Consider the following 15,841-nt stretch of genomic DNA (forward strand, 5'->3'; position numbering starts at 1 on the left):
GAATAAATGGCGGATTTGTTTGATTAGATCGCTGGTTTGAAAACGAATTATGCGCAGTCAAATGCGTGGAAGTTTTTTGAGGGCGGCCTCGGCGGTTTTGTTGAGAGGGAAGGACTGCGTATCGGCGGCAATGGGTTCAAGCCATTCGCGGTCGGTCGCGCCGCCCGCGATGCTCACAAGGTAAATCGAGGCCATGCGGAGGGAGAGCGGGGTTTGCGGGTCGCGCGCAAGCGTCCGGGCGGTGTCGAGGGGGGCATCGTCGTGAAGCTGGCCGCACACGCCGAGGGCGGTGGCGCGGTTTTCAGACAACGCGGTATCATCAAGGGCAACGGCGCGGGCGATGGCGGCAAGATCAACGGCGGGGGCCGGCGCGATGGGTTCGGCGATGTCGTGCTCGCGATTGTAGGCGTTGGTGTCGGCGACGTTGGCGAGGGCATTGAGCGCAGCCCCGCAGAAGCGGCTCTTGCCATCGCGCGCGAGGCGTGCGAGCGTGGCGGTGAGGCGTTCCCGTTCGGCGGCGGTGATGGAGACAACCGAGCCGGGCGCGGGGGTGTGCAGCACGCCCATGTGCTGCACGGCGTATTCGCGGAGAATGGGGCCGCGGTCCTCGTCTTCGTAGAGGGCATAAACGGTCGCGACGAGCCCGGCGGGGCAGACCGGTTGCGCACATTGGAGGCGGAGGATGTCGTTGACCACCCACGGCCATCTGGAGACGGGGATGTTGTCCGGGCGCGGTGCGAGGATGTAAGCTTGCATCGCAGCGCAATCGGCGGCAGCGAGCGGCGCGCCTTGCAAGCGGGGCATCAGCACGGCGATTTTCTGCTCGGCGGCGGGCGTGCGCGTTTCATCGAGCAGCGCGGCGATGTCGGGCGAAATGCCCGTTGGCACGGCAGGCGCATCCATTATCGGAAAGACGGCAACGGCACATGCGAACCATACGACGCGGATGGGTGAGCTTACCATGACATCACCGCCCTTCCCTGATCATCATAAAGGATCGCCGTATGGCACGCGCTTGTTCCTGTTGTAAGGTAGTAGATTTCAAGCACGCCGCTGACAAAATCAGATTTTTCAAACCGTGTCCTGCGGCTTCCATCAAGCGCCGTGACGCCACCGCCAAAGGCATTCATTATTAGATACCATCCATCGGGGAGCTCATCCGTTATAAACGTGACCTTCACTACTTTTTCCCCTGTCGCCAAGGTAAAGACAGCCGGCATCATTCCCCAATCGCACGGGCGCAGAAAGGAGCGCGGTGATTCGACCGCGACAGTGCCGAGGATCGTGCCACTGGGAGCACCAGTGCGGGCCACGATGCGCCCGGCAGCGCTGCTTGTGGATTTGATGTCAAGGGTGGTGCTTGATGATACGCTGGCGGAAACACCGCTGATGCCCGCATCCGCCGACATGGCTATCGGGCCGCTGTCAACAGTGACGGCGAGCGGGGTATTGTAGTTGCCAGTGAAGGTGACAAGCGGTCCTCCGTCGAGCGTGACCGCGCGGGCCTGCACTTCGAGCGTGTTGGACACCGGGGCATTGCCAGTCTCGGAAAGTGTGGCGGTGATTTGATACACGCCCGCCTCGGCGAAACAATATTCAAGCGGCGCGGCGACGGTGGTGGTGAGTGTCTCAGTTATGCCAGCAGGCGTGGTGATTGCCAGGGTAACGGCGGCATCACTGGGAGTTGCTTCCTCACACGCGGTCAGAAGCAGGCGGTCATGGCGGCGAAGAATAAAGGGGGCTGTATCAGTGAGAATGTTAGTCGGCACCCATGTGATCGCACAGTTTTCGTCTGTCAGGCCCTGGGCAAAATTGGCGGAAACGGAAACAGCTGTCTCCGGCACGAGCGGGATATTCGCATACCAGCGCCCCCTGAGTTGCGGCAGGACCTGGACAGGCTCGCCCGCGATGGAGAGTTGCAAGTCACCGGGCATCCATTCGCCACCTTCAAGGCAATAGGGGGACACCTTGCTTTGCACCGCACCCTGTGCGTCCATGCCGCAAAGCGAGGCGATGGTGTCTCGCTGGGTTTGCGGCAACTCCGACACGGTGACGGGGGTGATTTCAAGATTGTTTATTTGCAGCGTGCGTTGAAGCGAACTGCTCAACTGATGGAACCGGATGCGATGCACGCCGGGCACCGCGAGATGGAAGAACTGGCTGAGGTTTTGATATTGCGCAGTGCTGGTGACAGTATGCCGGCCAATCCAAATGTCATCCATCCATATATCCAGTTGGATAGGCCCAAAAACATTCTTATGGAACACGGGAGAAACAACCAAATCGCAACGATAATCGCCCGCCGAGGAAACGGAAAAGGCATATTCGGCACCTGCGGAAACATCCAGAAAAGTCAGGCCGGATCCTCCAATGGAGAAGTTTTCCCCTCCGATAGGGACAAATACATCAAGGCCGGGGGTTGTGATGGTCGCTTCATTGCTATAGAGAATCGCGCCGTGTAGATTGCGCGCACGGATGCGGTAACGATAAGTTTGGCTTAAGCCTCCAACTGTGTCCATATAGGTAAAGCTATCACGTTTGGAGAAAAGCGGCGTCCATGTGCCATCGTTGTTTTGTCGTTCCACGGTATAATCAATCCACGAGTAAGGAAACCCTGTCCATGCCAGCCTTGCCTTGGAGGAGCTTTGCAATGTCACGGAAAGAGTGATCTCTCCGGAAAGCGATACCCCTCCATCAAGGGTGTTCTTTAATACCAAATAATTATTAACGATGGCGCGTTCCTCTTCGCTAAGCACTTTGTCGAAGACGAGCACCTCGGCGACGCCGCCGTCGAAACCATGGTTGCCGTTGCTGCCGAGCAAGGGTGCGCTGTGCCAGTAAGCAGTATTGGACGTGGAATAAGCCTGCTGCGTGCCGTCGATGCGGGCCATCCATTCGCCAGCCTTGCTCGATACATTATAGACGTGCCACTGCGTGATATTGATCGCCGGTGTGGCAAGGCTGCGCTGCGTATTGGTGCCAAAGTCCTCGTAAAGCGTGCCATTGGTGTGGGGATAGTAATTGTAGCTGGAAGAGCCCACGCGCCACAATCCACGCGAGGCGGAGGGCTGTGCGGAGGAAGCTTTCAGCACGACGAACGCCTCGCCCTCGGTAGCACCGTTCATGAAGTTGGGCAACCCGAGATGCTGGTTTTTCGTGGCGTCGAAATGCACCGCGATGCCACCGCTTTCATCCTGCGTGACCAAAGGGGCATTAACCGGTGCCGGTGCAACCGCGCCATTGAGGTTCCCGCTTTGATCGGCCCATGCGCCCAAGGTGCCCGGGAGTAGCGTATCGGCTTTCAACCAAAGGCGAAGGCTTTCCACTGGGAGGAGTGCGCCTGAACTGTCCGACACGGCGGTGATGGTGGCTTCGTTACTCCATTCACTGACGGCGGTGGCGCTGCGCGCACGAACGCGATAAGTATATTCCGTTTCAGCTTCAAGCGTGCTGTCGAGGTGGGAAAGCCCGCTGGCGGTGGTGATGGTAGCGTAACCGCCACCGCTGGTTCTGCGTTGGATTTCATAAGCAACCCACGCGGAGGGCACGGCATTCCATTTGAGGCTGGCCTGGGTCGCACCCAAGACCCGCGCGGTCAGGTTTTCTGGTGAGGCCAGCGTGTCGTCCGTGCCGGCAAGCCGGTGTTTTCCGGCGAGATAATTCTGCACGGTGGCGCGCTCGGCGGCGGTGAGCACCTTGTCGAAGACGAGCACCTCGGCGATGTCGCCGTCGAAGCCACGGCTGCCGGTGCTGCCGAGCAAGGGTGAGCTGTGCCAGTAAACAGTATTGGACGCGGAATGAATCTGCTGCGTGCCGTTGATGCGAGCCATCCATTCCTCGGCTTTGCTTGACACGTTATAGACATGCCACTGTGCGATATTCGCCGCTGGCGCACCAAGGCTGCGCTGCGTATTGGTGCCAAAGTCCTCGTAAAGCGTGCCGTTGGTGTGGGGATAGTAATTGTAGCTGGAAGAGCCCATGCGCCACAATCCACGCGAGGCGGAGGGCTGCGCGGAGGAAGCTTTCAGCACGACGAACGCCTCGCCCTCGGCAGCGCCGTTCATGAAATTGGGCAGCCCGAGATGCTGGTTTTTCGTGGCGTCGAAATGCACCGCGATGCCATCGCTTTCATCCTGCGTGACCAAAGGGGCATTAACCGGTGCCGGCGCAACCGCGCCATTGAGGTTCCCGCTTTGATCGGCCCATGCGCCCAGTGTGCCCGGGAGCAGCGTATCGGCCTTCAACCAAAGGCGAAGGTTTTCCACTGGGAGGAGTGCGCCTGAACTGTCCGACACGGCGGTGATGGTGGCTTCGTTACTCCATTCACTGACGGCGGTGGCGCTACGAGCGCGGACACGGTAAGTGTATTCCCTTTCAGCTTCAAGGGCGTTGTCGAAATGTGAAAGTCCACTGACGATACCGACGGTGGTGTAATCATCGTCGCCTTCCTTGCGCTGGACTTCGTAGCCTGTCCACGTGGATGGCTCGGCATTCCATTTGAGGCTGGCCTGTGTCGCGCCCAAAGTCTGCGCCGTCAAGTTTTCAGGCGCGGCGAGCATGTCGCCCGCTCCGGCAAGCTGATGTTTTCCGACAAGATAATCCTGCACTGTTTTTCGCTCTGCGCTGGAAAGCACTTTGTCGAAGACAAGAACCTCGGCGATGTCGCCGTCGAAATAATGGCTGCCGTTGCTGCCGAGACGCGGCGAGGTGCTCCAAGAAACGGTGTTACTTGTGGTGCGGTGCTGCATGGCACCGTTGAGGCGCGCGACCCATTCTCCAGCCTTGCTTGAAACGTTAAACACGTGCCATTGCGCGATGTTCGCCGTTGGAGTACCAAGGTTGCGCTGCGTATTAGTGCCAAAGTCCTCGTAGGGCGTGCCATTGGTTTGAGGATAGTAACTGTAATTATTGGAAGAACCCATGCGCCACAGGCCGCGCGCGGCGGACGGCGTCGCAGCGGCAGCCTTCAGCACAATAAATACCTCGCCCTCGGTCGCGCCATTCATGAAGTGGGGCAACGTGAGATGCTGACTTTTCGTGGCTTCGAAGTGCACCGATTTGTTTCCATCTTCGGCCTGCGTAACAGCAGGCGCATAGCTTGGGATTGATACGGCGGCGTCATTGAGGCAGCCGCTTTGGTCGTGCCAGACGCCAAGCGTGCCGGTGGCAAGCAGGTCGGCCTTCAACCACAGCCGAAGATTTTCCATGGGCATCGCGGCCGCGTCGCCAGTGGCGGCTGGCATGGTGACAGTCACTTCCTCGCTCCATTCGCTGGCGGCGATGGTGCTGCGCGCCCGAACCCGGTAAGTGTATTCCGTTCCTGATTCAAGATTGCTGTCGATGCAGGACAGCCCGTTGGCAGCGGTAATGATGGTATAATCGCCGCCGCCCGTTTTGCGTTGGACCTCGTAAGTGATCCACGCAGCGGGCTCGGCCTCCCATTTGAGGCTGGCTTGTGTTTCGTTGAAAGCATGCACGGTCAGGCTCCCGGGCGCGGCCAGTGTCCCATTCGTGCCGGCAAGCCGGTGCCGGCCAACCAGGTAATCCTGCACGGTGACGCGCTCCGCTTCGGAAAGCACTTCGTCGAACACGAGCACCTCGGCGATATCGCCGTCGAAATAGTAGATGCCGTTGCTGCCGAGCAGCGGCGAGGTGTTCCAAGTGACAGTGTTGCTTATGGCGCGGTGCTGCATGGCACCGTTAATGCGCGCGATCCACTCGCCGGCCTCGCTTGAAACGTTAAACACGTGCCACTGCGTGATGTCCGCCAGCGGCGTGGCAAGGCTGCGGCTGGTGCTGGCGCCAAAGTGGTCCGCGAGCGTGCCGTCGGTGTTGGGATAATAACTGGAATTTGAATGCCCCATCCGCCAGAGACCACGCATGGAAGACGGCTTGGTGGACTCGGTCTTCAGCACGATGAACACCTCACCCTCGGTCGCACCGTTCATGAGATTGGGCAACGCGAGTCGCTGGTTCTGCGCGGCGGCAAAATAGGCCGATTTTTTCCCGGTCGCATCCGTGGCGGCCTGCGGCGCGTAGATTATCGAAGGGGCGGCGGCGTGGCTGCCCTTGCCGGACTGGTCCCGCCAGAGCACGATTTTGCCTGTCTGCAAGGTGTCGGCCTTGAGCCAGAGGCGCAGTGCGGAAAGAGGGATAGCAGGGCCGGTTGTTTCTGTTTCTGCGGGGATGGTGATTGCAGCCTCGTTGCTCCACGCGCTTGCGTCCGCCGGTGTGTGTGTGCGGATGCGATAGGTGTAGGTTTGCCCCGGCTCAAGGCCGGCATCCACGTGCGATGTCCCGGCAGGGCGCGCGATGGCGGCGTAGGTTCCGTCGCCGGCCTTGCGCTGGAGTTCCTGCCATGTCCACGTCGCGGGTTGGTTTTGCCATTCGAGGGTCGCCTGTCCGTCCCCGATGACGCGTGCGCTTAATTGAGCCGGGGCATCCGGTTGCGCGCCTGCGGCGGGGATGTGTTTTCGCGCGAGGTAATTTGAAACGGTTTCGCGCTCGCTCGCGGAGAGGACGCGATTGTAGATGAGAATTTCGGCGATGTCGCCATCGAAACCGTTGCTGCCGTTGCTGCCGAGAAGCGGCGAAGTGGACCAGCGGACGGTATTGGTGTCGAAGCTCGCACGTTCCTGTCCGTTGAAACGGGAAACCCATTCGTCGGGCTTGCTGGAGATGTTGTAGAGATGCCACTGGACAAGGTCCGCCGTGGGCAGCCCGAGCGAACGTGAGGTATTCGTGCCCGCGTCATCATACACGGTGCCGTCGGTGTTCGGATAATAGCTGTAGCTGGAATAACCCATCCGCCACAAGCCGCGTATCGCGGACGGAGTGGCGGCGGCTTTGAGGATGATGAAAATTTCGCCCTCGGTCGTGCTGCTCATCAGGGCGGCAGGCAGGGCGAATCGCCGGTTTTGCGCGGCGGTGAATGTGACCGTGCCGTCGGCGGCGAGCGCGGGCATGGCGGCGACATTGGTTTGGGTGGCATGGTTGTTCTGGCCGGACTGGTCTTCCCAGCATGAGACGCGTCCGTTGCCCGCGATGGTGACTTGCTGGCCGGCGCGCAGCCACAGACGCAAACCGTCGGTGAGCGTGGAAGGCGCGGGGGCGGTCGTGGTTGTGATGGTAACCTCGTTGCTCCACTCGCCGTCACCAGCGATGGCAGCGGCGATTTTTATCCGGTAGGCATAGGTGTGGCCGGTCTGCACCGTACTGTCGGTGTGGGCGCGGTCGTGTTTGCCGAGTGTGGCGAGCGCGGCGTAGGCTCCGTTGTCGTCGCGACGTTGAAGGACAAGCTGCGCGTCGGTGTTGAGCGGCGGGAGCGTCCACGAGAGTTCAACGCCGGTGGGCACGACTTCGCGCGCGGCCAGCGCCGGCGCGGGCGGCGGCGCGGTGATGCCGAGCGCGTGGCGTTCGTCGAGGTAGGCGCGCACAGTGGCGCGCTCCGCGTCGGTGAGTGCGTGGTCGTAGATGAGGACTTCGGTGATTTCACCGTCGAAACCGTAACTGCCGTTGCTTCCGATGAGCGGCGCGGTGTTCCACGAGACGGTGTTTGTCGTCGCCCGGAATTGCTCGATGTCGTTGAGGCGGGCGACCCATTCGCCGGGCTTGGCCGTGACGTGATAGAGGTGTTTTTGCGAAAAATCGGCTTTGGGCGCGCCAAGTTGCCGTTGGGTGTTGCTGCCAAAATTATCCGAGAGGGTGCCGTCGGAGTTTGGATAATAGCTGTAGCTGGAATATCCCATCTGCCAGAGGCCGCGCGTCGCGGACGCGGTGGTATTCGATTTGAGAATCACAAAAACCTCGCCCGATGTCGCGCCGGTCATGAGCGCGGTGGGAAGGGCAAAATACTGGTTAGCGGCGGAGCCGCTGAAGAGGATGGCTCCGGTTGGTGCAAGCGCGGGCTGGCTGGCGAGGACGGCTTGCGTGGCGTGGTTGTTTTGGCCCGATTGATCGCGCCAGACCGCAAGGCGTCCGGTCGTGTCGGACACGAGGCCCCGGTCGGCGCGCAGCCAGAGGCGCAACCCTTCGGTTTGAGTGAGGACGCCGGGGGCGGCGCTGGTGGGGATGGTGACGGTGGCCGTGCTGGTGGAAATGGTTTCGCGTCCAATCGCGTCGCGGGCGCGGAAGCGGTATGTGTAGATATGGCCAGCGGCGACAGTTGCATCCGTGAAGTCACCAGACATGGCGTTGCCATGCGCGAAACTGAAAACGGCGGCGAAGTCGCCCGATGCGCCCGCGCCTCCCGTGCGGCGTTCAAGCGTGTAGGTGACGCCGATGGGGGGCGCGTCCGGGAGCGTCCATGTGACCAGCGCAGAGGACGGGGAGTCGGGCGTTGCGTCAAGCGTGTGGGGTGTTTCGGGCGCGGCGGCGGGTTCGGGCAGCGCGGCGCAACGCGAGTTGAAATACCTCGTGAGACGCTCGCGCTCCGTTGTCGTGAGCACGCGGTCAAAGACGATCAACTCGGCAATGTCGCCGTGGAAATACGCCGTGCCCGCGCCGAGCCTGGGGATGCCGCTGAACGAAACGGTGTTGGCGGTGGCGTCGCGGTATTGCTCCAAACCGTTGAGGCGGGCGATCCATTCGCCGGGCCTAGCGGTGACGTTGTAGAGGTGCCATGCGGTGGTCGCGGCGAGGGGCTGGCCGAGAGGACGCACGGTGCTGGTGCCGAGGCTTTCGGTGAGCGTATCGTTATTCTGCGGATAATAACTGGTGCTTGGGCCGAACTGCCACAGGCTGCGCGTGGCGGCGGGCGTCGTCGTCGCGGTTTTTAAGACGACAAAAACATCGCCGGTGGCCGCGCTGGTGAAGAGCGTGGAGGGAAGCGCGAGGTATTGGGGTTGCGCGCCGTTGAACGCGACCGTGGTCGAGCGGGGCGTGTCCGGCGAGTCGCCGACAAGGGGCTGGTTCGCCACGAGCGTCTGCGCGGCGTGGTTGTTTTTCCCGGACTGATCCTCCCACGAAACGATGCGTCCGCCGGGGGCGGTCACCAAGCCAAGGTCGGCGCGCATCCAAAGATGGAGGTTTTGCGGCGCGATGTCGGCGGGCCAGATGCTGTCGGCGGCGGTGTCTGCCGGCGTGGTGACGGTCGCGGTCGCGCTGTAGGCGGACTCGCGGCCTGCGGTGTCGCGAAATTTCAGGCGGTAGGCGCAGGTCGTGCCGGGCGTGAGGTTGCGGTCGGCGTAGTCGCTGCGATTTTCGTAGCCGAGCGCGAAGCGGCGGATTTCTTCAAAGGCATTTGTGTTTCCAATGCTGCGCTCCAAGATGACAGCCATGCCTGTTTCAAGCGCGGCGGGAGGCGTCCAGCGCACGGCGATGGTGGTGGCTGATTCGGCTGCCGCAGTGAGACCGATCGGCGCAGCGGGAGGGGCGGGAGGTTGTGGAGTGGCGTCGGGATTGGCGCGGGCTTCGAGATAACGGGTGAGTTGTTCGCGCTCGGCGTCGGTAAGCACGCGGTCGAAGATGAGGATTTCCGAAACGTCGCCGTCGAACCAAGTGCCGCCGTTCGTGCCGAGTTGCGGCGCGGTCACGAAGGACGGTGCGTTGGTCGCGATTTGGTATTGAATGAGGCCGTTGATGCGCGAAGTCCAGTTGCCCTGCGCCGCGCTGACGCTGTAGGTGCGCCACTGGTTGAGCGGAAGAACGGGCGCGCCTTGGAGTTGGTTGGCGTTGCTGGCGGTGCCGTCGGTCAGGTCGCCTGTGCTGGCGGGATAAGCGGCACCGTAAGAGCTCCATTTCCAGAGGCTGTTGTCGGCGGCGTAGGTGGTTGCGCCGGTCTTGACGCGAACGATGAACTCGGCGGCGGTCGCACCGCGCATCACATCGAGAAAAGCGAGGCTGTGCTTTTGCGCGGCGGTGAAGCGCAAAACCGGCGCTCCGGTGACGGCGTCAGTGGCGCGCAAAGGCTGGTTCGCGGGCGCAAGTTGCACGGCGTGGTTGCCGGAGCCGGACTGGTCCTGCCAGCGTTGCACGCGGGTTTCGGCGGCAGTGCCGGTATGGATAAAAACGCCGTGGTCGGCGCGCAGCCACAGACGGAGGTTTTCCGGCGCGGGCACGGCGGGCAGCGCATCGTCGGTGGTGATGGTCAGCGGTGTGGCGGTGGTGGCGTAGCCGGACTCGCCATGCCAGTTGCGCGCTTTTGCGCGATAGGTGTAAGCGACGCCGGGTTGCGCGCCGGTGTCTGTGAAGTCATGCCATTCGGTGCGGGCGATTTCCTCGAAGTCACCGTTGCCTGCGCTGCGTTCAATAATGTATTCGTGCCAGACGGATGGAGGCGCGGCGGACGCATCCCATGTGAGTTCGACGCCGCCCTGAACGCCGGGGCGGGCCTGCAAGTCGGCGGGCGTCTCGGGCGCGGCGGTGACGAGGCCGTGGCGGGCGTTGAGGTGGAGGCGGACTTGCTCGCGTTCGGTATCGGTGAGCACGCGGTCGTAAATGATGACTTCCTCGATGTCGCCGTCGAAAGCATAGCTGCCATTATGCCCGAGCAGTGGCGCGGTGTTCCATGAGACGGTGTTGGTGTCGGCGCGGGTTTGCCCGAGTCCGTTGAGGCGCGACACCCACGAGCCGGAAACGGCGGATATTTCCAAAAGGTGGCGCTGGGTGATGTCAACTTGCGCGGTGCCGAGATCGCGGGCGGTGTTGGAACCGAAGCCATCAGTGAGCGTGCCATTGGTCTGCGGATAATAGCCCGTGGCCGTGCCGACGCGCCAGAGACCGGAATAGGAGGCGGGCTTGAGCGCGTTGTTTTTCAGGATGACAAACACGTCGCCGGCAGCGGCTCCGGTCATGAAACTGGCGGGCAGGTCGAGTTTTTGCTGGCTGGCGCGCGTGAAGCGCACGACGGGCCGGGCATCGGGCGTGGACGCGGCGGCAAGCGCGGGGCGCGAGGCGGCGGCTGTTTGCGCGGCATGGTTGTTGGAGCCGCTGATGTCGGCCCACTGCGATACGGTTCCCGCAGCGTCGGCGGTCACGCCGAGATCGGCGCGCAGCCACAGGCGCATCCCCTCAACGGGAACGACGCCGGCGCTGTCTTCCGCCACGGACAGGGTGACGGTGTTGCCATAGCCGGACTCCCCGGCCCAGTTGCGCATTTTTAGGCGATAATGATAAGCGCCTGCCGCGAGCCCCTGATCAAGATGGCCGCGCGCCCCGATGCCGAAGCGTCCGGCCTCATTCCAAACGGAGCCGTCTGGCGAGCGCTCAAGCACGTATTCCGTCCAAGCGGTCTCGGCGGGCGCGTCCCACGAAAGATAATTTTGCCCGGCCCCGGCGGACTGCCCCGCCAGCACCGGCGGCGCGGCGGGCGGCTCAATGCCCGGCAGGGTGTATTTGGAATACAAATACATTCCAGCCGCCTGACGCTCTCCCTCATCGAGCACGCGGTCAAAAACCAGCACCTCGGCGATGTCGCCGTCGAACGCGTAGCCTTGGTGGCTGCGTCCAAGATAGGGCGCGCTGTAAAAGCTCACAGTGTTTGATGTCACCCGGTAATGGGTCTTGCCGTTGACGCGGCTCTCCCAGTGGCCGGCTTTCGACGAGACGTTGTAGATGTGCCATTGGGTGATGTCCGGCGGTGCTCCCGCTGTCTTTGCCACATTGCTGCCAAAGTCATCCACGATGCTGCCGTTGCTCGCCGGATAATGCGTCGCGTAGCCCGCGCCGCCAAACCACCACAGTCCCCGATGGCTGCCGGGGGATGCCTGCGCCGCCTTCACCAAGACAAAAATTTCCCCTTCCGTCGCGCCGCCCATCACGTTGCTGAACTGCATCCACTGGTTCGCCGAGGCATTGAACCGCACCACAGGCCAGCCGTTCAAATCGGACGATCCCGATATCACCAACGGTTGATTGGAAGCGCTTCCCTGATTCGCCCCGTTGCCATGCCCGCTCTGGTCGGCCCAGTGGCCCAGCACGCCCAATGTCTGCGCATCGGCCCGCAACCACGCCCGCATTCCATCCACGGGCATGGCGGCACCGTGCTCTGGCAACGTCACGGATGCTTCGTTGCTGTAATCAGACTCTCCCGCGTAGCTGACGGCCTTCACCCGGTAAACGTAGCTGCTCCCGGCCTCCAAGCCGCTGTCCACATGGCTGCGGCCCTCCTTCACTCGCCCCATCTCCTCATAGGCTCCGCCTGCGGCATCCCGGCGCTCAATCACATAAGTGATGGCACCCGCGCCCGCCTCGGCTTCCCATGTCAGTCCGACCTGCGTCGCACCTATCGCCCTCGCGGCTAGATTCGCCGGCGTGCCGGGCGGCTCGACGCCGGCCAGGGTGTATTTGGAATGCAAATACGTTCCCACCGTATTACGCTCCTCTTCTTCGAGCACGTGGTCGTAAATGATTACCTCCGCGATGTCGCCGTCGAACACATAACCCTGATTGGTGCGGCCAAGATAGGGAGCGGTGTAAAAATACACGCTGTTTGATGTCGTCCGGTAATGCGTTTTCCCATTGACGCGGCTCTCCCAGTCACCGGCTTTCGACGAGACGTTGTAGATGTGCCATTGCGTGATGTCCGGCGGTGCCCCCGCCGTCTTTGCCGCATTGCTGCCGAAATCATCCACGACACTCCCGCTGCTTGCCGGATAATGCGTCGCTCCGCCCGCGCCCCCAAACCACCACAAACCCCGGTGCGTGCCTGGCGTCGCCTGCCCGGCCTTCACCAAGACAAAGATTTCACCCTCCGCCGCGCCGCTCATCACGTTGCCAAACTGCATCCATTGGTTCTTCGCCGCCTCAAATCGCACCACAGGCCACCCATTCAGATCGCCATCCACCACTTCGGGCTGATTGGCGGCGCTTCCCTGATTCGCTCCGTTGCCATGCCCGCTTTGGTCGGCCCAGTACCCCAGCACGCCCAATGTCTGCGCGTCAGCCCGCAACCATGCCCGCATCCCTTCCGTTGGCATGGCCACCCCGTGCGCAGGCAGTGTCACGGGCGCCTCGTCGCTGTAATCCGACGCACCTGTGTAGCTGACGGCCTTCACCCGGTAAATATAGCTGGCTCCCGGCTCCAACCCGCTGTCCACGTAACTGCGCCCATCCTTTATGCGCGCTACCACCTCGTATGTTCCGCCCGTCTCATCCCGCCGTTCGATCACATAGGTGATTGCGGATGAGGTTGATTCCGCCTGCCACGTCAGCCCGGCCTGCGTCGCGCTTATGCCTCTTGCCGCCAGATTTTCCGGAGCGTCAGGCGGCTCGATGCCAGCCAAAGTGTATTTGGAATTCAAATACATCCCCACCGCCTCGCGCTCCCCCTCGCCGAGCACACGGTCGTAAATGATGACTTCGGCGATGTCACCGTCGAACGCATAACCCTGATTGGTGCGGCCAAGATAGGGAGCGGTGTAAAAATACACGCTGTTTGATGTCGTCCGGTAATGCGTTTTCCCATTGACGCGGCTCTCCCAGTCACCGGCTTTCGACGAGACGTTGTAGATGTGCCATTGCGTGATGTCCGGCGGTGCCCCCGCCGTCTTTGCCGCATTGCTGCCGAAATCATCCACGACACTCCCGCTGCTTGCCGGATAATGCGTCGCTCCGCCCGCGCCCCCAAACCACCACAAACCCCGGTGCGTGCCTGGCGTCGCCTGCCCGGCCTTCACCAAGACAAAGATTTCACCCTCCGCCGCGCCGCTCATCACGTTGCCAAACTGCATCCATTGGTTCTTCGCCGCCTCAAATCGCACCACGGGCCAACCGTTCAAACCCGACGATCCCGACACCACCAACGGCTGATTGGAGGCGGTTCCTTGATTAGCCCCGTTGCTATGTCCGCTTTGGTCGGCCCAGTGCCCCAGCACGCCCAATGTCTGCGCGTCAGCCCGCAGCCACGCCCGCATTCCATTCATGGGCATGGCCGTCCCGTGCGTCGGCAGGGTCACAGACGCCTCGTTGCTGTAACCAGACGCGCCCGCGTAGCTGGTGGCCTTGATACGATAAACATAGCTGGTGCCCGCATCCAAGCCGCTGTCCACGTAGCTGCGACCCTCCTTTACGCGCGCCACTATTTCATAAGTTTCGCTTGTGGTGTCCTTGCGTTCAACCACATAGGTAATGGCGGACGAGGCAGCCTCCGCCTCCCATGTCAGCCCGGCCTGTGCCGGACTTATTGGCCGTGCGGCCAGATTTGCCGGTGCATCGGGCGCCTCGACGCCGGCCAGGGTATATTGGGAATACAAATACGTTCCCACCGCCTCGCGCTCCTCCTCATCGAGCACGCGGTCATAAATGATGACCTCGGCGATGTCGCCGTCGAACGCATAACCCTGATTGGTGCGGCCAAGATAGGGCGCGGTGTAAAAGCTCACATTGTTCGTTGTCGTCCGATAGTGCGTTTTCCCATTGACGCGGCTTTCCCAGTCACCGGCTTTCGACGAGACGTTGTAGATGTGCCACTGCGTGATGTCCGGCGGCGCCCCCGCCGTCTTTGCCGCATTGCTGCCGAAATCATCCACAACGCTCCCGTTGCTTGCCGGATAGTGCGTCGCTCCTCCCGCGCCTCCAAACCACCACAAGCCACGATGCGTGCCGGGCGTCGCCTGCGCGGCCTTCACCAAGACAAAAATCTCACCCTGCGTCGCCCCGCTCATCACGTTGCCAAACTGCATCCACTGGTTCGTTGAGGCTGTGAATTTCACCACGGGCAGGCCGTTCAATGTCTCCGCAGCGACCTCGGGACGATAGGCGGCACTGCCTTGGGTGGCATGATTGTTCAGTCCGCTCTGGTCGGTCCACTGGCTGATTTTTCCGTCTGTGCCTGTCACCACGCCCGCGTCGGCTTTCAGCCACAGGCGAAGTCCGTCTGTCGGTGGCGCCAACGGCGCGGGCGCGGCGGACGACTGCATCATGGCGCCACTCATCAACATGCGGGCGGCTTTTGGGGCGAAGGAGGGTTGGGGCGTGTTCTGGGGCGGGGTGTTTCCGGTTAAAATTCCGATGGCGGCGGCAAGTTCCTCGTCGGTCAGCGCGGCGTATTTGTTTTCGATTCCCTGCCACAACCAGATCGCGCCGTCGCCGCCCTTGGCAAAGCCGTATTCGCGCCACGCGCCGATGGAAACAACCTCGGGCAGGCCGGCCAGTTTCACCGGCTGGCTTGGCGAGGCCGCGCCGCCCGGATACGTGCCGGAGGCTGTTTCCCATGCCCAGACCTCGCCATCCTGCGTGAGCGCCACCGCGTGCCCGCCGCCAAGCGCAAGGGTGCCGACCGGCGGGAGACCGTTCACCTTTGATTGGCCGGAACCACCTGTCGTCTCCTCATCATCCTCCGATTCGGTGGCTTCGCCTGTTTCAACCCACATCCAGACTCCGCCATCCGCGTCGATGCGGGCGCGCCAGCCGCCGTTGCGCGCAGTGTTGTTTTGAGTGGCGACGTTTTGCAGTGACAACCCGGACGGGAGCAGCGGAGAGCCGGCATCGTAGAGTTTTAGCTGGTTGCTTCCATCCGCCGCCGGGCCGGGAACGACGCTCACGGATTGCCAGGCGGGAGTGCTGTTCGCGGCATTCGCGCCGCTGGTGCCGCCATTCATCAACGCGGGCACCGTGGACAGGAAATTGAGGCTCGATGGAACCGCGTTATTATAGAGAACAGAAACTGCCGATGCCGGCGCGGATGCCTCCAGCCGTCCCTCGCCGGCAATCTTGGTTTCATGCGCGGGGCCGACGGTAAGGGCCAGACTCGCAAGCGTGACACAGAACGCCGCAATAATGGCCGGTAACAGACGGGATGAGATTCGACCGGACGACGTATCTTTTTTCATGGTAAAAAAACGTAAGATTACATGAATTAATCGTGAATCTCACACTAGCAAATTACGCGCTTGAAATCTTG

The 15,841-nt window shown here is 61.9% G+C and carries 2 protein-coding genes; both read right to left on the reverse strand.

The window, feature by feature from the left end; all coding sequences use genetic code 11:
- Nucleotides 1-57 precede the first annotated feature (57 nt).
- The gene (locus tag OH491_RS07325) at nt 58-903 is read right to left on the reverse strand and encodes a hypothetical protein (protein ID WP_068773300.1); all 846 of its coding nucleotides are present in this window, start codon (nt 901-903) and stop codon (nt 58-60) included.
- A 53-nt stretch (nt 904-956) separates the two neighbouring features.
- Nucleotides 957-15,770: a fibronectin type III domain-containing protein gene (locus tag OH491_RS07330; RefSeq protein ID WP_084442765.1), complete on the reverse strand. Its 14,814-nt coding sequence runs from the start codon at nt 15,768-15,770 to the stop codon at nt 957-959.
- Nucleotides 15,771-15,841 lie beyond the last annotated feature (71 nt).

The organism is Termitidicoccus mucosus (genome assembly GCF_038725785.1).
Classification (GTDB): Bacteria; Verrucomicrobiota; Verrucomicrobiia; order Opitutales; family Opitutaceae; genus Termitidicoccus; species Termitidicoccus mucosus.

Excerpts from the sequence above, each read along its gene's own strand:
- OH491_RS07325 (WP_068773300.1), bottom strand. The coding sequence starts at position 903 with ATGGATGCGCCTGCCGTGCCAACGGGCATTTCGCCCGACATCGCCGCG.
- OH491_RS07330 (WP_084442765.1), bottom strand. The coding sequence starts at position 15,770 with ATGAAAAAAGATACGTCGTCCGGTCGAATCTCATCCCGTCTGTTACCG.